Raw genomic sequence first — 19,426 nt, 5'->3', positions numbered from 1 at the left:
TACCTGTCGCCAATAGCTATGGAGCAAAAAGCGGCATAAGCACCGTAAACGGTGTCCGGGATTGCTTGACCAGTTCAGCCTTGCTCCCACAGGGTTTGTGTCAGGCTCAGCTGATGGCATGGCGCTGAACCTGTGGGAGCAAGCCTTGCCCGCGATGGCGCCGGTACAGGCGCCGCCGCATTCAAGGCGCGAACGGCATCTCGCGCTTGTCATGGGTCTTCCTGTAGGTATTACAAATAATCCTGAACGGTGCTCACGCACCGGCTCGCCATGCAGGAAGGCATCAGTCTTCGTAGGTCGCGCATGGCGATGTATGTTCGGTTCAACGCGCTGTGCGTTTCAGCACAGGTCTACAGTAATACGAGCAATTTGGCGGCGAGCACCGATCCCCGCAAAGAATCGTCTGCTTTAGTAATTTGTACAGAATCAATAGGTTAGTTTGATGTAGGAAAATTCGTTTGTATAAATAGACTTTTCCTACATGTTTTTTTAATGTTTTGAGCAGTTCAAAAGTTGTTTTTTTGTCACGCGCTGTTAGTCTTCGATGAAACCAAGTCGCTGCCTGTGTTAGCCATCAATGCCTACTTAGAGGTTGTCGGTATTCTATAGAGTGCATTTTTGGCGATAATCAAGAGGTTGAGTAATGGAAAACATCATTCTGGAAGACACAACACTCCGTGATGGAGAACAATCGCCCGGGGTGGCATTTTCAAAGAAACGAAAGATCGCCATGTTATCTGCTTTAATTGAAGCAGGAATAAAATGGGTAGAGGTCGGAATTCCCGCAATGGGAGGTGACGAATTAGGTGCCTTAGAAGTATTGCTCGAACGTAAGGATGAAGCGGTATTAGTTGCATGGAATCGAGGGGTGGCTGAAGATGTAAAACAGTCGTTGCAACTAGGCTTTAAGGCCGTCCATATAGGCCTGCCAACATCAAATCTTCATCTGGGTGAAAGCCTAAAAAAGGATAGAGGCTGGCTACTAAAAACATCCTCAGATCTAATAAAACTAGCTAAAGATCATGGCGTTTTCGTGTCGATCAGTGCCGAAGATGTAGGGCGATCAGAGTTGGGCTTTGTAGAGGAGTACGCCGCCCATGTAGCAGAAGCTGGGGCGGATAGAATACGTCTCTCCGATACAGTAGGGATATTAACACCGGACCGTTATGGAAACATTGTTAGTCGAATTAAACGCGCTTCCGGTATAGCAGTGCAATGCCACGCTCATAACGATTTTGGTCTCGCTACCGCAAACACCTTGGCGGGTATTCAGGCTGGAGCTACTTTTTTTCACGCGACAGTAAATGGGATCGGTGAGCGAGCGGGCATGCCGGATCTAGCGCAATGCGTAATGGCATTGAAGATTTTATATAATATAAACCTCGGTGTTGACGCGACGAAATTAATAGAGCTGAGCCGGATTGTTGCGCGAGCTACACATGTGGAGTGTTACCCGTGGCAACCAATTGTCGGGGACAACATTTTTGCCCACGAATCCGGTATTCATGCCGCTGGCATTCTGAAAAATGTAAAAAGCTTTGAGCCATTCCTCCCTGAGTTGATAGGCGGTACTCGCCGTATCGTAATCGGCAAACACTCAGGGCGCGCTAGTGTTAATCATGCTCTTAACGCGCTGGGAATTAAGCTTACAGAGTTAGAGTTGGTCGACTGCTTGCGGTTAGTGCGTGCCAAATCCATGAAAGATGAGAAAGCTTTAAATCAAGATGAGTTGTTGGAAGTCGCATTGTCGGTTAATGAGTTTTTATCTTGATGGATAGTTCGCCATGCTGGCGGGAGGAAGAAAGCATGTTGTTAGATACTCATGTTCACTTATTAGCTTCTAAGAAGGCCAGGCCAGACTGGAGTGAGATAAGTTATACGCTTAAAGTGGCAAAAAAAAGGGAATTGATTTGTTGTGCATTACAGAGCACAGAGATGCGGAAGGATTTGAAGAATTATATCGAGAGGTTTTTATTGAAAACAAACTTGGAGGTAATTTTGAATCAAGCGGGATGCTACGATTAACATCTGGAGTTATTATTAGTCCTGGGGCAGAGGTATCATTGGCCGGAGGTGGTGATATGGGAGTTCATGCTGGTTTAAACACAATAATGAGCCTAGATTCGCAAAAGGGCATATATTCTGCTGAAGGTCTTCTGGATGTTCTAGAGGCAAGTTGTAACGACTATGTAGCTGTAGCTCATCATGTTCTGGTAGAGGGTAAATGGTGGAAGGATTTTGACCAGGTTGTAGATCGGTTGGATGCAATAGAAGTGCCTGGCAAACATTCCAGGTGCTCGGATGAATATCTCGTGCTTGCGGATAAATATTCCAAGGGGAAATTGTGTGGTAGCGATGCGCACAATTGGGTACAGCTAGGTGCAGGGTTAACTTTTGTGGAATGTGGTGTTGTGGGTAGCAGTTCTGAAAGCTCGTTAAGTATTTCAAGCTTAAAGCATTATCTGGTCAAAAACGAAACAATTGCACGTTTAAATGCGAACGCTGATGCGATGGTAGCGATAGCAAAATTTCACACTGCCCAAAAAAACTGGATGCCTAGTGGAGAGACAGATGTATGAGTATAAGAATCCAGCTTAAGAAAATACGAGAATTGGCTGATTCCAGAAAAATGTCGGCTGAAGAGATTTTGAGTGCTGTAAATATTGAGTCTGCTGAATATATTGAGATTAATTCTACTGAGCAACTGAAAGAGCTTTCCAGTGTGTTGATTACACCCATGTGTGAGCTTCTTCAGGGTGTTGATTGCGATTTATTGAACGACGTAAAAATTTCGAGATTTACCGAAGGTTTTTGTAAGACGAGTAGCAGGGGTGCAAAGGAATATTATACGTATCAACATTTGGCAACTTCGAATACAGCTCCAGAGCTGATGGCTTTGAAAGTTAGCCTCCATTGTAATAGTGCAGAAAATATCGTTCTGAATGGGGGGCATGCGTCAAAAGAGGTGGTCTTCGTACTAAAGGGTACTGTTAGAGTCGACTGGCGTCGCAGTCGTAGTGTAAGCAGCTTCATTGAAGTGCTAGTCGCAGGGGATTCTATCTATATAAGTCCAAATGTGCCGCATAGTTTTATAGCGCTCGAAGACGGCTCTGAAATACTCGCTTTCAACTACAAACTGCCTTGATATCTTGGTGGTGAATAGCAAGGTAAAAAACTATGATCAACGTCTCGGTGGTAGGAACAGGTGTTTTAGGCGCGGCCTTAATTAGTCGATTTATAGAGTGCGGGGTTAACGTAGCTGCCCACAATCGTACTAAGTCAAAACTGGTTCCTCTGGTAGCGCTAGGAGCCAAGCCGATCGATGATTTGGCCAACGAAATTATTATTGAACAAAAAATATGGTTTTTGTGCTTGTGCGACGAGTTTAGTATTCTTGAGGTCTTCTCACATTTAAAAGTGATGAGTGCACTAAAGCTCCAGAAAATATTGGTGGTTAATATGAGCACAATAGGTCCTAGGGCGTCCGCTAGACTGGAAGCTTTTTTTACGAAGCTAGGCGTGGACTATGTTGAACTACCTGTTTCTGGGGGAGCGGAGGGCGTGCTTTCTGGTGAGTTAATAGGCTACGTTGGCAAGAAGCCGAAGTACTTGGTGTCAGAGTTTGATTCGCTTATAAAATTATTGCTGAATAAATATTCGATGATGAGTTCTAATCAAGATGCTCAAGCTATGAAAGTCGTGAACAACTACTGTGAGGCCATAAATCTAATCGTCGCTTCTGAAGCGTTGTTATTGGCGCAAAATTTGGGAATGTCAAAAGAAGTCATAGGGAGGTCGTTAGGGTTAGGCAGGGGACGGTCAGCCTATCTTGAATTGTTGCTTGGAAGGTACATGAAATCGGAAAAGCATGTTTCGGTTCCATTAGAAATTCGAATCAAAGACTTAGAGCTCGCGAGCGACGTCTTTTGCGATCTAAATATAAAAAGTATTTTCTATGAAGGAGCACGTGAGATTTATCTAGGTACGTTAGACTCTAGTGCGTTATCCCTGGATCAGACTGAATGCTTTACTTATCTGTGTGATCGCTCGGGGAAGGCTGAGCGAGAGGTTATTATTTGAGTCACAAACGAATTGAGAAGCGCTTTTACAATGTGCGTTTTGTATGGCGGAGATTTTCGAGATGTCGAATATCAATAAGAAATGCAAGATTAGTGTAGATAAGCCGATAATAAGAAATGCGCCACAAATATTGTATGGTAGCGTCTTTCCAGATAAAAAAGGTCGGTTGGCTGGTCTGTTCGAAACGAAAAAAAACTCAATAAAAGTGTATCAGGGTGCAAGTGATTTTTTTTTGGGCTCCGGAGAGGATTTGAAATGTTTAAGAGGTATGGATCTCGACTTCGAAGTAGAGTTGGCAATTATCGTCGACGCAGTGCCAATGGGGGTTCCTGTCGTAGACGCAGATAAGTACATACAAGTATTAACTGCGTGTAATGACTTTACATACAGAAGTCTTGCAAGCATTGATAAGGCGTCGGGATTTGGTTTTATCCAGTCTAAACCATTAACTAGTTTTTGTAGTTGTGGTATTTTACCGCTTGATAATAAAGCTGTATGGAATAATGGGTTGCCAGTTTTAGATGTGAGCGTCTTACTGAACGGAAAAATTTTTTGTGAATTTTCCACTGTTGATATGTTGTACAGTTTTTCTGAGCTTATAGCCTATTGCGCTAGAACTCGCGATTTGCCTACTGGAACCGTCATCACCTCTGGGGCTGTTTCAACGTTTAAAAATGGCTCTTTAAGTGATGGTTGTATAGCAGAAAGGATAATGTGTGCGCCACCTGAAAGCAGTATATCCACTCAGAATTTTTTACAGGACAAAGACATAGTACAGGTCGATTTCTACCAGCTAGGCGATGGTCGAGCAACGTGCTCAGAATCTATATTCGGCTCTCTCGTGAATAGAGTAGTAATGGTATGAGAATTAAGCGGGATGTCGCGATTCATGTTAGCCTTTTGTTGAGTACCGCTAATATTTTAGGTTCTTCCGGCCTCATGGTTTGGATTGACCATGCGTTGCATTTCGAGTCTGCAGATTTAACAGCATATTACCCGCTACTGTCCTACTTGTTGGGGTTGTCGCTCGGGTGTTGTATTTTAGGGCTGGTTAGCCCGGTATATAAACGCATTGTATCGGGAAGTTTTTTTCTAATTTTATTAGTTGTGGCTTTGTCTGTTTGTACAGCGTTGGCTGTTGGTGACGGTATTTTTAGTGAAGGATTCGAGCTTTTCTTGAGATTTCTCTGGGGTGGGGCAAGTGGATGCACCGTTATTTTGGGGCGGGCAATGCTGGCCTCTCCACGCAGGAGTAGTGAGGCATATAAAAACTTTTCAGCTTTAAGTTTTGCTTTAGCTAGCATGCCTTTGATTGTGCCGGTTGTTTTTGCGATTTTTTTCCTCCACCAGAGACCCGTAGCCGCAATTTTTGCAGCGACAGTGTATGCCCTTACGTTAGTTGTGTATTTGGTGGGTGGTACGGGCCTCGCGATTGAAGATCCGTGTCCGGCGGGGGATAACCCTGGATTGAAATCTGGAGCTTTAAATTGTTTTACTCTAATTATTTCAAATGTTGTATTTTTTCTAATTTTGATACTTGTGCCGATGGTGAAAGCTCTGATCGATCCTGGTCTTGAGATATTACATATATACGGTGTAGTTTTGTGTGTTTGGCTGGTTGTCGGTTGGATTGTTTTTCGATATTTTCAAAGTCTTTCATCGATGTCGCGATTGAAGGTTGGCTTTTTTGTTCAGCTGATAATGCTGGGTAGTTGTCTCTGGGTATTGTTCGTCGGAAGGTACTCCGTATTTTATCTTATTTTTTTCATGGCGTTTATTTCGAATATGTTGGTCCAGCCTACGTTGTTTACGTTGTTGGGTCATCACGCTTTCAATAAGCTATTGCTGTTTGGTATCCAATCTGGGGTTTATATTCTTGTAGTTTTCGTGTTGTTAGCTGTCTCAGTTTTCGTAGGTTTTTCTATTCGCTCGGTCTTTTTGCTATTGTCCGTTGTTATTGCAATTTCACTGACCTGTTTACATGTGTTTTTGCTGGATTTCCGCAAAGTGAGCATTTGATTGGGCTGTTTCCAACATCGAGGTGTGTTGACTATGAAAAGAGAGTTAGGGAATGCAACTGCAGAAGTGCGAGGCGCTTCATTAGGTAAGTTGCTAACGTGTCAGGATGGATTGCGAGTTATGGAGGTACATAGTCCCCTGTCTGCAATGCTAGTTGAAAAAATATTTAATATTAAAAATGGAGTCCGAACTGAATTTGATGCTTTTTGGTCTAGCTCGCTAACTGACTCTACCCTGCTGGGAAAACCAGACATTGAATTGGTGAGTTTTTCCGAGCGTTTTTCAAAAATTGCAGAAATTTTTCAAGTCACTACGAAACCACTGATTTTTGATGCTGATACGGGTGGCGCTCCAGAGCATCTCTGTCACCATGTTCGGACGGCTGAAAAATTAGGCATTTCGGCGTTTATTGTTGAAGATAAAACAGGACTGAAGAAAAACTCGTTGCTTGGTACTGGTGCTCTCCAGGTGCAAGCTAGCGTTATTGATTTCTCAAAAAAAATATCAATGGCAAAGAGTAGTCAGTTCACTTCGAGTTTTTTGTTGATTGCGCGAATTGAGAGTTTGGTGTTGGATGCTGGGATGGGCGATGCTATTCACCGTGCCTTGGCCTATGTAGAGGCCGGCGCAGACGGAATAATGATCCATAGTCGAGATGAGTCGGGATTCAGTGTTTTAGAGTTTGCTCGGGTTTTCAGGGCTCATCATAAAAACATTCCTTTAGTTTGCGTGCCTACGACTTTTAATGGGGTCCATTATGAAGCTTTGATAGATAATGGTTTTAATATTGTCATTTATGCCAATCATCTACTTCGTGCCGCTTATCCTGCTATGCGTCATGTAGCAACCGAGATATTGAAAAATGGATGTACCTCTAAAGTGGAGAAGCACTGTTTGGCATTAAATGACATTTTAGATCTCGTCCCCGGTACACGTTAGCTGTTAATAATCAGCGCGGTTTGAAAACACACCGTGCTAATTATTAACTCCGAAGGTGGCTCCTGGCGTTGTGCTAAGGTCAAGGCGCGAACGGCATCACTCGCTTGTGATGGGTCTTGTTGTACGTGTCACAAATAATCCTGAACGCTTCCTCACGTACCGGCTCGCCATGCAGAAAAGCATCAATTTCGGCATAGGTCACCCCATGGGACGCCTCATCCGGCTTGCCCGGGGACAGGTCCTCGAGATCGGCAGTGGGGATCTTCTCCACCAGCGATTCCGGTGCGCCAAAGCTGCGGGCGATGCTGCGCACCTGGTTTTTCACCAGCCCGCTCAGTGGCGCCAGGTCGCAGGCGCCGTCACCAAACTTGGTGAAGAATCCCATCACCTTCTACCCCCCTAAAAAGTGCCTATATCACAGTAAATGCTGATGGTTAACCTGGTTGGTGCGTTGTGCAAAAAGAAAAACTGCACAGCATTAAAAAGTGTAAGAGTTTTTCAAATCCTCTTCACCAGCCCACCACTCAAGCCATAGGCTCGAGGAATGGATGAGGCATAATGAACGACAATCGCGAAATGCGGCTCTACCTGTTATAGGTTCTCGTTGGATCCTGGCAAGGCAAACGACCTGATGACGAGGCGGCTAGAGAGCTTCATTTTGCAGTTCCGCTCAAAGGCATAGGAGGAACCATGGCGCACAGTTTGAGGGTGGTAATGGCCCAGTTGAATATTCGTGTGGGGGATATTCAAGGCAATGTTGAGAAGATCATCGAGGCGGCGAAGAAAGCTCGTGACGAACTCCATGCCCAGATCATCGTTTTCCCTGAGCTTACTTTGTGCGGTTATCCGCCAGAAGATTTGCTGCTGCGCACTAGCATGCAGCGCCGAATTGAAAAGGCTATAAATAAAGTTCGCGAAGCCGCACGGGGTATAGCTGTGGTGGTTGGTTTTCCTTGGGTAGAAAGTGGTTCTGGTCACGAGGAACTACAAAGTAACCGCTACAACAGTTGCGCCATCTTTGTTGATGGGACGGAAGTCGGGCGTTACCACAAACAGAAACTTCCAAATTATCGGGTGTTCGACGAAAAACGATACTTTGTGCCCGGCAGTGGGCCGTGCGTTGTTGAACTGTTTGGGGTGAAGATTGCTCTTGGTATTTGCGAAGATATCTGGTTCCCAGAGCCTTTGAATGAAGCATGTGATGCTGGCGCACAAATCATGCTCACTCTGAATGCCTCACCTTTCCATCGAGGTAAACAAGCCGAGCGCGAAGAGCTTCTTTCTCGGCGAGCAAATGAATGCTCGATCCCGATGATTTATGTAAACCAAGTTGGAGGCCAGGACGAACTAGTCTTTGATGGCAACAGCTTCGTTGTTGACGGCAACGGGAAAATTATCCAGAGAGCTCCGGCCTTTGAAGAAGGTCTCTTTCACGTTGATTTCTCCATAAAGGAAAATGTCCTCCTACCTGTTGAGGCCGCGAAATCAGAACTTCTAAGCATAGAGGCGAGCGTTTACCAAGCACTGGTAACTGGTGTGCGTGATTACGTTCAGCGCAACGGCTTCAAGGGTGTAGTGCTGGGTCTGTCTGGCGGTATCGACTCTGCCTTAAGCCTTGTCGTAGCGGTTGATGCTCTGGGAGCAGAGAATGTGGAAGCGGTGATGATGCCCTACCACTATACCGCTCAGATGAGCCAGGACGACGCGAAGGAAGAGGCCGACCTGCTCGGCGTTAAGTATAGCGTGATGCCGATTCAGCCGATGGTTGAGGCTTTCCTGAATACCCTTGCACCTGAGTTCGAAGGACTACCCAAAGACACCACCGAGGAAAACCTGCAAGCCCGTTGCCGTGGTGTAATTCTCATGGCGATTTCCAATAAAAAGCGCTACTTGGTGCTGACCACTGGTAACAAGAGCGAAATGGCAGTCGGCTATGCAACTCTCTATGGCGACATGGCGGGCGGCTTTGATGTATTGAAAGATGTTCCTAAGACTCTGGTGTTCCGCTTGTGCGAGTACCGAAATACCCTTGGGTATGTTATTCCTCAGCGTGTTATTGATCGACCACCGTCAGCAGAGCTTGCACCGGATCAGAAGGACGAAGATTCACTTCCCCCATATTCTGTCCTCGACGAAATTTTGCGCTTGTACGTTGAACATGACTACTCAGCAGATGCCATTGTTGGTGCCGGTTTCGACAAAGAGGTGGTGCACAAGGTAATTAGGCTTGTTGATATCAATGAGTACAAACGCCGCCAAGCTGCAGTTGGCCCGCGAGTAACTGAGCGAGGCTTCGGAAGAGATCGTCGTTACCCTATTACCTCGGGATGGCGCATCGGCGATTAAAAATGCAATAAAAAAAAGCCAGTCCCAGCAATGGGGCTGGTTCTAAAAAGCCCAACCTGAAGTAGCCTTCAACTATTCCCACTGTGCCAAATCTTATTCACTGTGGACACCGGCATACCCAATTTCACTGAAATCTCTTTTTGAGTCAGTCCATCAGCTTTGTAGCCAAGTACGGCTTTAATTTTGTCTGAAGCAATTGGTGGTTTGCCCGCTTTCGCAGTGACTAATTCTCCGCTAACAAATTGCGTTGGAACGGTTTCCAAAACTCGCAAATCACGCAGCTTTTCAATTTCTGACTGAAGATAGGACATGTAGTCCTCAAGCGTCTCTTGGCGGTCGTAGCTGGAGGCCACAGCTAACAAAGCTACAACATCAACATCCAAGCGTTCACTGATGCCTTCCAGCATCTTCAAGGTCACGTTGGACGTACCATGCTCTACGTTATGTAGATGGCGAGCTTCCAATGTGCTTCCGAGCTGCTCTTGAGAGAGGCCGCGCGCAGCACGAATGGTGCGGAGTACTGCTGCCAGGGTGTATCGCGATGGCATGAGGGCTTCCCGCAAAGGGAAGGATAAGGCCATATCGTAAAATTCACATCTATGAAATATAGTATGTGAATGTGAATTGGTGATATGGTGTCTCTACCCGTTCCAGGCAGGTGGAAGGAGGTGTAGGAGGACAATCACTGGAAGACGCCGAATTGTCAATTTACATGCATTGTTGTCAGGGCTCGTCAGTACCGATAGAGCCCCTAAGAGATAGGCGGGATGTAAGTCGTGTTGGTCACTAATCGCGCAAAACTTCAGGGACAGTTTTTAGCTCAGGACAACCTTCGCTTGCTGTGGAAATCAGCAAGCCTCAATCCGGACAGTTACTATTTCGTGGTTGAAGGTTGCGGGCTGGTTGATGGTTCTTTTGGGCCTTGGGTACGCATAGTGTCGAGCGTCGATGAAGTCGACTCCCTGTGCAAGGGAGAACAGGTCGATACGTTGAGCGTGAACAAGATTCAGCTGATGGCGCCACCCGCAATGACGAAGCAGTCGGGATTTTCGATGCAGCCCTTGTCGGAGATCCGGATCAAGCAAGGTAGTGAAGCCAGTCCAGTTTACGAGTTTGTTACCAAAAATGGGCAGATCTACTCAAGCGCCAGAGGGTGATGGCTGGCAGGGTACACAGCTCTATCTTGATAGATGATGTCTTTCCGCATCACTAAAGAAACGGAGCTGATAATTATGCAAATCAGAGCTCATTCGCGTGGATAAGCAGGCTTTCCTTGGAATGCTCTTCCAAGAAGGTTCCCAGGTAGGGAACAGGTTCGTCCCCTGACTTCTTTCAGTTCTGACCTTTTCATGAGGGGGCATGATTCCGGAGGCGACCCCCTTCTTCAAACGCCCCAAGACTGGCTGCATTTACGAAAATTCCTCACTTAGCAATGCGGGAATGTGCTCAACATGACCAACACGGCCACTTCAATGAAGTTAAGAATCTATTCAGACCTGCACAACGAGTTCGCGTTGTTCGAGCCCACCCCGAGCGAAGCGGACGTAGTGATTCTTGCCGGCGACATTGATATCAAATCACGTGGCGTGAATTGGGCAAACGAGACATTCCAATGCCCTGTCATCTATGTGTGCGGCAATCACGAGTACTACGGTGGGCACATCGAACACACGCTGCGCAAGATGAAGGAGGCAGCAGCGCCTCATGTCCACGTACTTGAAAACGAAGTCCTGATCTTGGATCAGACCCGGTTTTTGGTCACAACGGCGTGGACAGATTACTCGTCGACCGGCGATGTTGTTGCGGCAAAGCGCGTCGCTTGGGAGTCGATGAACGACTTCACCGTGATTAGAACCGATGAAAGTTTTCGACGCTTACGCCCAGATGACCTGATAGCTAAATCAAAGGCCGCGCATGCTTGGCTGACTCAAGAATTGGAAAAACCTTTCAACGGCCAAACAGTTGTAGTCACACACCATGCGCCGGCCTTGGATCACGTGGGTGACGAGCTTCCTGAAGACCTGATTGCCGCCTATGCCAATGATTGGTCAGAACTGTTGGGTAAGGCCGATCTTTGGGTCTACGGGCATACGCACGTCGCAGCGGACTTCATCAAAAATGGGTGCCGCGTGGTTTCCAATCCACGCGGGTATCCAAGTCAAAAAACAGGTTTTGATCCGAATTTTTTGATCGAGATATGAGGATTCCAATCTAACGATGAGGCCTCGTCGCAGCGCAATGCTCATGAGTAAAGTGCGGCGGGGGACGACGCTGCCCGCGTGCTTTGTGCCTGAAAACCAATGAGAAGATTGATATGGTCACGTTGGATGAAATCGCTCAGCTCCTCTACGGTACAGACCGGGAAACTTCGGGTTGGACTGGTTCCCAAGAGGATTTAATTTACTTAGCGGGAAAGGTGTTCCCCGGCAAAGCATTCTGCGTCGTTCGACAGTGGATTCTGATCGACCTCACCGTGACCCCTGATGAAAGGGAAAAGCTGACGAGGCTCGGTCTGCTTCCTGCGACACTTTTCGCTCATGAGGTAGTCATTGACAGCAGAAATCGTTTCCAACCCGGCATGTGGGTGCGCAGCAATTTCGGAGTGTCATTCATTTACGGCTCTATGTTTGAAACCAAGAACACCGTCTATCTCCTCTGGGGCCCAGGCCAGCGAAAAGAAGCGACTGTGGGGGCTGCTTTTTCGATGTCGCCCGCGTGAGCGCTGAACACCGTAAATACATGAGTCTTTTTGGAGATTTGGCCGGATGCCTGATGCAATCGAAGTAGAGCTTTACGGTAAGGATGTGAGTGACTTTCAACTGATTCGCTTGGTTCGAGCGAGCCATCGAAAATACACCGTGCCGATTACAGCTTTCATCAGTAATGCTTTCATCACTGAAGATTCGTGCGTAGGTATTTCTTTTCAGCACGCCGAACGAAACGTGGGGTACGGCAAAGCAGATGGGGCTATCCTTCGAACCGAAAAAATACACTGTGCGCGGAAAGAAGGGCGTTTCTGGCTGCTTGAAACACGAGACGGAAACTACGTCATTGGCAGCTTTATGCGGGATTTTGGACGGAGTAGTTTTTTGCGCTTTTTGCAAACCGGCGAGCGCGTCTGAGGACATATACATTTGTCGATGGCCCCCCGGCTGCAGCCATGCGGTTTCTCTAAAGCCAGCCATGGCCCTCTAGGCAATGAAGATTCAATTTTTCTATGCCGAGTTCTAGGTCAACCGAGAAGGGAAAGTGATGGATAGTCAAGTCGAGTTGGCGCACCAGTCAATGATATTCACTAAGCTCTCGCAGATCGCGGATAGCCTCATCGCATATGAAACATGTCCTGCTCCACCAGAGCAGTTATTGACATGGATAGGGGGCACGCTTGATCGGCTGCAAGAGGAAGGTATTTCCGATGGAGCAACAGCGCAACGACGGATGTATGAAGCCTATCGAGAATGGATCGATCAGTTCGCCGAGTCTCAGCCGAAGTGAAGTTCAGTGGCTAGCGGAACAGCTATGGACTGCAGTGTTTTTAGCGACAAAGCCTAAATCGCAGATTAATCAGGAGTACGCAAGAGGAGTTTACGCGACCTGATACTTATCGAGAGCGTACCTTCCGTAATCCCGATACACCTGGCCTCGGCCACAAGCGCGGCCTTGGCCTCTTGGGCCTCCGCCCTTGCTGCCGACTGACGGTCATGGAATCCGCAATATTCGTTTTAGCCAGCCAGATTCGGCCCGCGCCAGCAGGAAGAGATACCCCCCCCGATATTCCTCTGAAGCTCGGTGTTGCGGGTCGCAGCAACCCTGGATTTGAGAGACAAAATCCTCGATATTCGTTTCAGGCTGATTCGGCCCCGCCACCAAGTGAGAGATGAAACCGCCGATATTCGCTTCAGCCAGCCAATCCGGCCCTTGATATAGGGCGGGAGATGAAACTCCCGATATTTGTCAAAGTCCCGTTTTTTGCTGGGCGGAACGGTCAGCGGGGCCGGGAGATGAAACCCGCGATATTCGTTAAAGGCCCATGTTTGCTGGGTGGAACGGCCAGCGGGGCTAGGAGATGAATCCGCTTATATTCGCTGCCGCGAGCCGATCTTTCCCTTGCCAGGGGCGGGAGATGAAGCCCACGATATTCTTTGAAGGCCCATGTTTGCTTGACGGAACGGCCAGCGGGGCCATGAGATGAAACCGCTTTTATCCGCTTCAGCTAGCCGATCCGGCCCGCGTCACTGGGTGAGAGATGAAACCCCCGATATTTGTCTGTGCCTAAATGCTACGTACCGTATTAGCCAGAAATTCAACTCGCATGGCTAGCCGCTTACGCAAAGAGGCGACTGCATTAGTACCCATGGCACAACGAAAAATGCTCATGCCACAGTCTTTGTGGCCCAGCTTCCAGCGAACCCATCGGTCGCAATTTTCATAGCTCGACATTGACCGCAAGCCGCCTTCATCGTTAACTGTATGCCTATCCAGTTATGCGTAAGGCCCCATCATGAGCGTCACACCCTCGGCCCGTTAGCAGAAGGGGGAGTCCAGCTCCCTTTCTATTCCTTCAAAGTTTCAGCGGGCTTCCCGTCGCCGGCAGTTGACCACCTCGAACAACACATCTCCACCTGTCATCCACTTGACTCCACGTTAAGTGGACGAGCACCTTGCGGCGTCTGTTCTGGATATGTGCGCCCGTCCCATTCTGGTCATCAAATCCAGTGGACGAGCGGACACAGGATTGCGGCCAGTCATCCGATTTGGCACTCAATCTTGAAGCAACCCGTTGCCTTGTAGCATCTCTGGGCTATGGTGAGGTCTCTGGCATATAAGACTAAAGTCGTAGGGAGAGCACGGCATGCGAATTCGCGGGGATGTATTCTGGCAATGGGCTGATCCGACGCTTCACCACCGGTCGCACGACGAGACGTTGGACGACGGTACATATATCGATGTCCAAGTCAGGCTGTCGGCCACGGGAAACACGCAGATGTTCATTGGAGTGTATGCGGCAAGCGGGATGGCTCTGCATGAAGAAGCATTTGATTCCCGGCCAGGTGAATCTATGACCCGCGTTTTAGCGTGGGGGGTGGGCTGCGCAAGGCGAATTGCGGTTGGTCTCAAGCCTACTGAAAGGCATGTGGCGTAGGTTTCATGTCTGGAGCTTGGTAGGGCCGGTGATCAGTATATTGCGCCGAGCGCAACGGCCATCACCTAGTAGCCCCAAGCTGCAAACTCCGAAACTATATTGCCGACGGTTCGATAAATCTCGTTCGGCTCGGCGAGGTCTGGCTGCCGCATCAGCATCGCGCTCAAAAAACGCCTAATCATCAACAAGCGTTTCTGTCGATTTTCGACCAAGCAAAACAACGTCGTCATCCTTGCCCACGCAACCTGTATCTTGAGGGAAAGGACTACCATCACCTACTGCGGCGAGTGCTTAAGGCTGTTGACCAAATGTTGTGCTCACACCGTGAGCACAATGCCCCTTGGCCTTTCTGGATAGATTGTGGAAAACCACATTTCACGCAGCAATAAAGTGCTGAAGAGGGCATTTTTGTATATTCCGCCCGATGGTCTACAGGCAGAACCGATAGTCCCGGACGCAGGTCTTCCTCGTCATAGAAGTAAAGGCTGATATCCCCATCAGTTTCGACCAGCCCTAACTTAACCTGGCCTAAGTGTTCAACGCCTCGCTGCCGGAGCTCCATCAGTAATTCGCTAGCAGACATATTCAGCTTCTCAAAAGCCTTGATCTCATATAGTCCATCGCTAATAACGGTCACAGGTAGACCATCAATCCACGCTTCAAATCTCTTGCTCTTAGTCATGATAAATACCGTGATGCGGTATAGGAGCAAGAGCGTGAGAAATACTACAGCGACTGGCAACAGTGGGACATCATGGTAGAAAGACACGTCTCCGGCAGCGGAACCCAGCGTCAAGATTACTACCAGCTCAAAGAGCGAGAGTTGCCTTATCCCTCGCCGACCACTTGATTTTAAGAACAAAAAAACAGCAAGAAAGGCAAACGTTGCTCTGAAGCCGACCTCTAGCAAAAATGAAAGTGGGAACTCGTCTATCAGCATCCTTTGCAAATCGAAAGGGGACATTATTACCTCTATTTTTATATTCGAAAACGATCGGTTGGACAATTCAGGCTGTTTGCGACGAAATACGCTGCGCCTGGAACTACCCCGTGCAACAAAGCCGGTTGGTTCTGATGCTAGAATTTTATTCGAAGTGAGTTGACCTCATTAAGATGGGCAAATATAGCCGATGACGAAGTGAATGATTTCCTTCTATCGCTCATAGCTAACTGAGTCTTTAAAGTTGAAAAAATTCAAAGAATTCGAGTTTTAAGAGGTAATGAGGTTCAAGAGAACAGTTGTCGGACTTGATCGATGAGTTACGCAAATCCGGCGTTGATCGCTTTGCGCTCCACTGCATCACCAACGTGGTGACGGAGTTAGATGCGGTCATGAGCTGCAGTGGCGGCTTGCTGGTCACGCTCGAAGCGACCCTTGAGTACCAGGATTCGGATTCAGCTACATCCGAAGCAGCTAAAGCGCAAACATCCTGGCATCAACCCCGGCGCTGAAAACTGTGAGTTGAAAAATAAACACCGACCGAGGACACCCTGCGTGGCTCTGCGGCATTCACTAATGCGTGAGCGGCTGGTCGGCACCGCTTGCCCGCTGAGTCAGCGTTGCCCCCTAGCCTGTCATTTGCCCCCGAACTGCCTAACCATTTGTATTCGACATGACCAGCAGACTCAGCAAAACCTCTACGATGAGTGGTTGGCTCAACGTTTCTCTGGGTATCGGTCTACCTCATAGCCCTGTGAAAATGCTAGGGAATGTTTTGAAGCATCCATTTGGGTGATGTTGTCGGCAACGTGTTGTGTGAAGCATTGCAATGCCGGTTCTACGGGCGATCAGTCCCCGGCGATCCTGCATTTGCTTTTCGGAGTTTTTCAAACTCGTCAATCATTTTGGGGTCAATCGATTACCACACTCAACTCGTGAGGAAGACATATGGACAACTACCACATCACTAAATCTGAGGAGCTCTGGACACTGGTAAAGAAAGGTGCGCAGCGAGCGTCGAAGACGGCACCTACTAAGACTGAAATCACCGCTATAGCGAGCGAATTTCTTAAAGACAAGACGGCGTCGCTTAAAATTCACAAGGAGGATGGGACGATCCAAGAGGAGCGGACTTTCCCTCGTGCTGCAGATCCGCGTAAATCTAAGGGTTAATGCTGATGCGTTCTGGCGACTGTCCGCTAAGTGACTTCGCCAGATCGGTGAACTGCAAAATCCCCAGCAAGCTTGGAGGACAGTAATGAGCATCGACAGCAAAACCCAAATCTCAGCAATCTTTGATCAGCTCTTGGCTCTGAGGGAAAGCGTCGGTGATCTTCAAGAAATGGAGGAACAAAGGGTGAGATCTCTTCGTGGACACCAAACTGTCGATGTAGACGGGTCAATTCACCTCTTGTTTCTGAAGCTACAAGAAGACATCGCGAGCATAGAAGAAGCCCTCGCGTCGGTTGCCGAGGCCACCGGTGATATACCGAAGCTTTAGGGAGGACGTGACGAGGTGATGGTAGTGTTGAGGCGCTGTCTTTCGGATCTTCTATTTGAACGAGTTCCCGGCGCAAGGCGCCTGTACCTGATCACGACGTGGAGATGTAGGCTTGCTCCTCAATTTTTTCAGAGCTTTCGATTTCGAACCGAGTGACGCGATCTTTAATCATTCCACGGTTGACCTCGCCAGCGACGGTGAAGCTCATCATGGGTCGACGAGTACCTAGCGGTAGAATTTTATCTAGGTCGGTGTCCCACTTTACCGTGTCTTTCCATAGGTATGGACTAGCCCTCCATGAGCGCATGTTCTGCGATTTCAGGAGTATCGGGGCACCAATTGTCCAGAATCAACTTCATCAGCGTGGCTGTGCCACAGCGCTTTTTCCGATTGGGGTAATTTTCTAAAAACCGCTCACTGATGGTGTACGTCACACCCGTGAGCTTCGCGTCCTTGCGATTGCCGTCGTAGGTAGATAGGTAGGTAGGTATGAGGCATTCAACGCGCCTATCCCAAACCTCACCAATTTGGGCGCCATCTTAGCGCCCGATTGAGGTGTTCAACTCATCTGGCCAGTTCAATGCCACTCCTGCCTGATTAACTTCCGGCTCAACGAATGCAGGACATGCGGCTTGCGCTTTCCAGGAGATCCCCCAAGATAACCTTAATTCGCACGTTCTCAGGCAAATTATTATTCATCGCATAGTTGTAAGCTTGCACCACCAGCGTATCGCACATGCCACCCTTACGAGACATATCATCCATGGCGATTGCGGCGCGTCCAGCATCGTCGGAACCTTCGCCGATTGTGGTGCGTAAATCTATACGCTTTTGCTCAGGACTGTTAGCCAGTCGCCAGGCATGCAGCGGGAAAGAAATATTTTCGCGAATCGCGATACTGTCTGCCGTAGAGGCCTGCGCCTTGTCGATCTGATTTAGAAGGTGCTCCGCTTCGACCAGAGATTTAATGTCTTCAAGGTTCTGAGACTTAATCTGCGCCATTAGCGTTTTTGCCCTCATATTTCCTAGAGTCGATGACTCATCCAGTGCTGCAAGGTATTCGCGTTTGGTATCCGGCGGCATCGCGTCCAATTGGCGGTAGTTACGCCCAATGTCGTTGGCGTGATTGAGCAGGTTAGTAGCTAGCTGGACATCGGTTAAAGGAGGGGATGCACGCAGAGCGGAATCACGGTGCTTCAGGCGAACATAGTGACAGCGAGAAAAAATCTCGGGTGCAGCTTCATTTTTTCTTGGCCCGCTGCCGTCGTCATTTGCTAGCCGCTCTTGCTCAGGTTTCTTGCACTCTGTGTAATCTGCAATGCCAAGAGCTTCATCTTGTCCCTTAAGAGCATTGATTCGCCCAGTCGAGATGCCCTGCATAGACGCCCTCAACAGTCGATTATGATCTTGCATGGCAGATTCCATGATGTGGTCTATGCACTGATCTTTCAGCACTGCCAGCACAGAGTCGTTGGCAATGCCAATGCAATGGGCGAATGGGTCTGCAATGACTGGAGGGGACACTCCTTTCAAGGCGTCGACCATTTCAGTGCCTCGACGACGCGATTCGCTGATCTCCTTAGTCTGTTCTGCTACAGCACCGGCTGCTTCATTTCTCTTGTCATCAGCCAGCTGATTGATTCGCAGCGGCCCGCCCAGCAGGTAGGGCATTTCTCCGCCTACGCGCTTAAGTACTCCGGCGAACGTTGCGTTGAGTTTGCGGTACTTCCAACCATTGCAGAGCTTTGCCAGTGTTTCTTGAGGAACTAAAGCACCATCGCGGGTCGTTTTGCTGATCGCTTGAGCTTCTTCGCCGGTGATACCTGGCGTCACCCACTGTGGCCCCTTAATCTGTAAAAGCTGACTGAAGATCATCCCATAGAGATAACTGACGCCTATGCCACAGGACTCATCAGTAGCGCTGAAATTTTTGTCCTGCTCGGCCCGGATTATGTAATTCACAAATGCTTTTGTGGCTGCAGACGGGTCATCGGTCAACTTAACAAATGGTACGTCTACCCCAGCGCTGTGCACCACTTCTGCGATTACCGCACTGTTGCGATAAATATCGTGGGCCACGCCGTTCTCTATACCCGGCTTTACGTTGCCTAAAGCCCTCCATGTCGAAGGTTGGCCAAGTGAGCTGATCAACTCATCAATTCCGAATTTTGGGCTGCTGTGTACAGCAGTAGAGATCATGGCTGCTGCCAGAAGAAGGGCGGCTGAATGTTTGATCATAAGGATCTTCCCTGAGGTTGCGACGGTCGAAAAAAGCGTGGAAGTTGGTCGCTCCACCACGAACATTGACGCTACGGGCGAGCCCGGCCTGACTGTCTGTGCTTCAGCAGAGGAAATTAGGTTTATGACTCGGTCTAATGGCCGTGATTGCTCCGCAAGCTTGCAGGTACGCAATACCTATCGGTTTGCGGCAAGAAATCTTTAGGGTTCACGCTTGGCC

Annotated in this window: 22 protein-coding genes and 2 pseudogenes; 17 read left to right on the top strand and 7 right to left on the bottom strand. The window is 48.3% G+C overall.

Features of this window, described 5'->3' with window-relative positions:
* Nucleotides 1-181 precede the first annotated feature (181 nt).
* A pseudogene (gene nadE, locus AAEZ05_RS10380) lies at nucleotides 182-285 on the bottom strand (ammonia-dependent NAD(+) synthetase); the annotation flags it as partial.
* A gap of 358 nt (nucleotides 286-643) precedes the next feature.
* Here nadE (AAEZ05_RS10380) and AAEZ05_RS10375 point away from each other — a divergent pair.
* From AAEZ05_RS10375 to aepX, 7 genes are all read left to right on the top strand, one after another.
* Complete coding sequence (locus tag AAEZ05_RS10375) at nucleotides 644-1,771, top strand: hydroxymethylglutaryl-CoA lyase-like TIM-barrel protein (RefSeq protein ID WP_350647257.1); 1,128 nt, start codon at nucleotides 644-646, stop codon at nucleotides 1,769-1,771.
* 142 nt (nucleotides 1,772-1,913) lie between these two features.
* A complete protein-coding gene (locus AAEZ05_RS10370) occupies nucleotides 1,914-2,579 on the top strand; it encodes a hypothetical protein (RefSeq protein WP_350647255.1) in 666 nt (221 codons plus the stop codon).
* Nucleotides 2,576-3,145 carry a cupin domain-containing protein gene (locus tag AAEZ05_RS10365; RefSeq protein ID WP_350647253.1) on the top strand — a complete coding sequence of 190 codons (570 nt, stop codon included), beginning with the start codon at nucleotides 2,576-2,578 and terminating at the stop codon, nucleotides 3,143-3,145. Before AAEZ05_RS10370 ends, AAEZ05_RS10365 begins: the two co-directional genes overlap by 4 nt.
* A gap of 32 nt (nucleotides 3,146-3,177) precedes the next feature.
* On the top strand, nucleotides 3,178-4,080 hold the full coding sequence (locus AAEZ05_RS10360; RefSeq protein WP_350647251.1) for an NAD(P)-dependent oxidoreductase: 903 nt from the start codon (nucleotides 3,178-3,180) through the stop codon (nucleotides 4,078-4,080).
* A 61-nt stretch (nucleotides 4,081-4,141) separates the two neighbouring features.
* Nucleotides 4,142-4,945: a fumarylacetoacetate hydrolase family protein gene (locus AAEZ05_RS10355; RefSeq protein WP_350647249.1), complete on the top strand. Its 804-nt coding sequence runs from the start codon at nucleotides 4,142-4,144 to the stop codon at nucleotides 4,943-4,945.
* Nucleotides 4,942-6,099, top strand: a complete 1,158-nt coding sequence (locus AAEZ05_RS10350; RefSeq protein WP_350647247.1) for a hypothetical protein — start codon at nucleotides 4,942-4,944, stop codon at nucleotides 6,097-6,099. The genes AAEZ05_RS10355 and AAEZ05_RS10350 overlap by 4 nt, the downstream gene beginning before the upstream one ends.
* Before the next feature lie 33 nt (nucleotides 6,100-6,132).
* Complete coding sequence (gene aepX, locus AAEZ05_RS10345) at nucleotides 6,133-7,038, top strand: phosphoenolpyruvate mutase (RefSeq protein WP_350647245.1); 906 nt, start codon at nucleotides 6,133-6,135, stop codon at nucleotides 7,036-7,038.
* 79 nt (nucleotides 7,039-7,117) lie between these two features.
* Here aepX and nadE (AAEZ05_RS10340) read toward each other — a convergent pair.
* Nucleotides 7,118-7,426, bottom strand: a pseudogene (gene nadE, locus AAEZ05_RS10340) (NAD(+) synthase); the annotation flags it as partial.
* A 302-nt stretch (nucleotides 7,427-7,728) separates the two neighbouring features.
* Between nadE (AAEZ05_RS10340) and AAEZ05_RS10335 the strand changes: the two are divergent.
* Complete coding sequence (locus tag AAEZ05_RS10335) at nucleotides 7,729-9,384, top strand: NAD+ synthase (RefSeq protein WP_350647243.1); 1,656 nt, start codon at nucleotides 7,729-7,731, stop codon at nucleotides 9,382-9,384.
* Nucleotides 9,385-9,452: 68 nt separating this feature from the next.
* Here AAEZ05_RS10335 and AAEZ05_RS10330 read toward each other — a convergent pair whose 3' ends face one another.
* Nucleotides 9,453-9,932, bottom strand: coding sequence for a helix-turn-helix domain-containing protein (locus AAEZ05_RS10330; RefSeq protein WP_350647241.1), 480 nt, complete (start codon nucleotides 9,930-9,932; stop codon nucleotides 9,453-9,455).
* Nucleotides 9,933-10,160: 228 nt separating this feature from the next.
* Here AAEZ05_RS10330 and AAEZ05_RS10325 point away from each other — a divergent pair, with 228 nt between their 5' ends.
* From AAEZ05_RS10325 to AAEZ05_RS10300, 6 genes are all read left to right on the top strand, one after another.
* A complete protein-coding gene (locus AAEZ05_RS10325) occupies nucleotides 10,161-10,541 on the top strand; it encodes a hypothetical protein (RefSeq protein ID WP_350647239.1) in 381 nt (126 codons plus the stop codon).
* Nucleotides 10,542-10,856: 315 nt separating this feature from the next.
* Complete coding sequence (locus AAEZ05_RS10320) at nucleotides 10,857-11,585, top strand: metallophosphoesterase family protein (RefSeq protein ID WP_350647269.1); 729 nt, start codon at nucleotides 10,857-10,859, stop codon at nucleotides 11,583-11,585.
* A 113-nt stretch (nucleotides 11,586-11,698) separates the two neighbouring features.
* Entirely contained in the window at nucleotides 11,699-12,103 is a 405-nt protein-coding gene (locus AAEZ05_RS10315; RefSeq protein ID WP_350647237.1) for a DUF6957 family protein, read from the top strand.
* A 46-nt stretch (nucleotides 12,104-12,149) separates the two neighbouring features.
* Nucleotides 12,150-12,506, top strand: coding sequence for a hypothetical protein (locus tag AAEZ05_RS10310; protein ID WP_350647235.1), 357 nt, complete (start codon nucleotides 12,150-12,152; stop codon nucleotides 12,504-12,506).
* A 130-nt stretch (nucleotides 12,507-12,636) separates the two neighbouring features.
* Nucleotides 12,637-12,879 carry a hypothetical protein gene (locus tag AAEZ05_RS10305; protein ID WP_350647233.1) on the top strand — a complete coding sequence of 81 codons (243 nt, stop codon included), beginning with the start codon at nucleotides 12,637-12,639 and terminating at the stop codon, nucleotides 12,877-12,879.
* A 1,357-nt stretch (nucleotides 12,880-14,236) separates the two neighbouring features.
* A complete protein-coding gene (locus AAEZ05_RS10300) occupies nucleotides 14,237-14,527 on the top strand; it encodes a hypothetical protein (protein ID WP_350647231.1) in 291 nt (96 codons plus the stop codon).
* 271 nt (nucleotides 14,528-14,798) lie between these two features.
* Here the strand turns inward: AAEZ05_RS10300 and AAEZ05_RS10295 are convergent, their stop codons facing one another.
* Nucleotides 14,799-15,491 (bottom strand): DUF421 domain-containing protein, encoded by a 693-nt coding sequence (locus AAEZ05_RS10295; protein WP_350647229.1) that lies wholly within the window; start codon nucleotides 15,489-15,491, stop codon nucleotides 14,799-14,801.
* A gap of 275 nt (nucleotides 15,492-15,766) precedes the next feature.
* Between AAEZ05_RS10295 and AAEZ05_RS10290 the strand changes: the two genes are divergently transcribed.
* The 3 genes from AAEZ05_RS10290 (at nucleotide 15,767) to AAEZ05_RS10280 (ending at nucleotide 16,968) form a co-directional block, all read left to right on the top strand.
* Nucleotides 15,767-15,979, top strand: coding sequence for a hypothetical protein (locus tag AAEZ05_RS10290; protein ID WP_350647227.1), 213 nt, complete (start codon nucleotides 15,767-15,769; stop codon nucleotides 15,977-15,979).
* A 436-nt stretch (nucleotides 15,980-16,415) separates the two neighbouring features.
* The gene (locus AAEZ05_RS10285) at nucleotides 16,416-16,640 is read left to right on the top strand and encodes a DUF2188 domain-containing protein (RefSeq protein WP_350647225.1); all 225 of its coding nucleotides are present in this window, start codon (nucleotides 16,416-16,418) and stop codon (nucleotides 16,638-16,640) included.
* 85 nt (nucleotides 16,641-16,725) lie between these two features.
* Nucleotides 16,726-16,968, top strand: coding sequence for a hypothetical protein (locus AAEZ05_RS10280; protein WP_350647223.1), 243 nt, complete (start codon nucleotides 16,726-16,728; stop codon nucleotides 16,966-16,968).
* Nucleotides 16,969-17,059: 91 nt separating this feature from the next.
* On the opposite strand, the gene AAEZ05_RS10275 is transcribed toward AAEZ05_RS10280, so the two are convergent.
* The 3 genes from AAEZ05_RS10275 to AAEZ05_RS10265 all read right to left on the bottom strand — a co-directional run bounded on the left by AAEZ05_RS10275 (nucleotide 17,060) and on the right by AAEZ05_RS10265 (nucleotide 19,206).
* Nucleotides 17,060-17,275: a DUF1264 domain-containing protein gene (locus tag AAEZ05_RS10275; RefSeq protein WP_350647221.1), complete on the bottom strand. Its 216-nt coding sequence runs from the start codon at nucleotides 17,273-17,275 to the stop codon at nucleotides 17,060-17,062.
* A gap of 11 nt (nucleotides 17,276-17,286) precedes the next feature.
* Nucleotides 17,287-17,346, bottom strand: coding sequence for a hypothetical protein (locus tag AAEZ05_RS10270; RefSeq protein ID WP_350647267.1), 60 nt, complete (start codon nucleotides 17,344-17,346; stop codon nucleotides 17,287-17,289).
* Between the two features lie 231 nt (nucleotides 17,347-17,577).
* Nucleotides 17,578-19,206 (bottom strand): hypothetical protein, encoded by a 1,629-nt coding sequence (locus AAEZ05_RS10265; protein ID WP_350647219.1) that lies wholly within the window; start codon nucleotides 19,204-19,206, stop codon nucleotides 17,578-17,580.
* Between the last annotated feature and the right edge of the window lie 220 nt (nucleotides 19,207-19,426).

The sequence above is a fragment of the Pseudomonas sp. HY13-MNA-CIBAN-0226 genome (genome assembly GCF_040310305.1).
GTDB lineage: Bacteria > Pseudomonadota > Gammaproteobacteria > Pseudomonadales > Pseudomonadaceae > Aquipseudomonas > Aquipseudomonas gregormendelii.
The sequence above is the reverse complement of the archived record's forward strand: the minus strand, read 5'-3'. Positions and strand labels throughout refer to the sequence as shown.

Excerpts from the sequence above, each read along its gene's own strand:
- AAEZ05_RS10375 (WP_350647257.1), top strand. The coding sequence starts at position 644 with ATGGAAAACATCATTCTGGAAGACACAACACTCCGTGATGGAGAACAA.
- AAEZ05_RS10365 (WP_350647253.1), top strand. The coding sequence starts at position 2,576 with ATGAGTATAAGAATCCAGCTTAAGAAAATACGAGAATTGGCTGATTCC.
- AAEZ05_RS10360 (WP_350647251.1), top strand. The coding sequence starts at position 3,178 with ATGATCAACGTCTCGGTGGTAGGAACAGGTGTTTTAGGCGCGGCCTTA.
- AAEZ05_RS10355 (WP_350647249.1), top strand. The coding sequence starts at position 4,142 with ATGTCGAATATCAATAAGAAATGCAAGATTAGTGTAGATAAGCCGATA.
- AAEZ05_RS10350 (WP_350647247.1), top strand. The coding sequence starts at position 4,942 with ATGAGAATTAAGCGGGATGTCGCGATTCATGTTAGCCTTTTGTTGAGT.
- aepX (WP_350647245.1), top strand. The coding sequence starts at position 6,133 with ATGAAAAGAGAGTTAGGGAATGCAACTGCAGAAGTGCGAGGCGCTTCA.
- AAEZ05_RS10335 (WP_350647243.1), top strand. The coding sequence starts at position 7,729 with ATGGCGCACAGTTTGAGGGTGGTAATGGCCCAGTTGAATATTCGTGTG.
- AAEZ05_RS10330 (WP_350647241.1), bottom strand. The coding sequence starts at position 9,932 with ATGCCATCGCGATACACCCTGGCAGCAGTACTCCGCACCATTCGTGCT.
- AAEZ05_RS10320 (WP_350647269.1), top strand. The coding sequence starts at position 10,857 with ATGAAGTTAAGAATCTATTCAGACCTGCACAACGAGTTCGCGTTGTTC.
- AAEZ05_RS10315 (WP_350647237.1), top strand. The coding sequence starts at position 11,699 with ATGGTCACGTTGGATGAAATCGCTCAGCTCCTCTACGGTACAGACCGG.
- AAEZ05_RS10310 (WP_350647235.1), top strand. The coding sequence starts at position 12,150 with ATGCCTGATGCAATCGAAGTAGAGCTTTACGGTAAGGATGTGAGTGAC.
- AAEZ05_RS10305 (WP_350647233.1), top strand. The coding sequence starts at position 12,637 with ATGGATAGTCAAGTCGAGTTGGCGCACCAGTCAATGATATTCACTAAG.
- AAEZ05_RS10300 (WP_350647231.1), top strand. The coding sequence starts at position 14,237 with ATGCGAATTCGCGGGGATGTATTCTGGCAATGGGCTGATCCGACGCTT.
- AAEZ05_RS10295 (WP_350647229.1), bottom strand. The coding sequence starts at position 15,491 with ATGTCCCCTTTCGATTTGCAAAGGATGCTGATAGACGAGTTCCCACTT.
- AAEZ05_RS10285 (WP_350647225.1), top strand. The coding sequence starts at position 16,416 with ATGGACAACTACCACATCACTAAATCTGAGGAGCTCTGGACACTGGTA.
- AAEZ05_RS10280 (WP_350647223.1), top strand. The coding sequence starts at position 16,726 with ATGAGCATCGACAGCAAAACCCAAATCTCAGCAATCTTTGATCAGCTC.
- AAEZ05_RS10275 (WP_350647221.1), bottom strand. The coding sequence starts at position 17,275 with ATGCGCTCATGGAGGGCTAGTCCATACCTATGGAAAGACACGGTAAAG.
- AAEZ05_RS10265 (WP_350647219.1), bottom strand. The coding sequence starts at position 19,206 with ATGATCAAACATTCAGCCGCCCTTCTTCTGGCAGCAGCCATGATCTCT.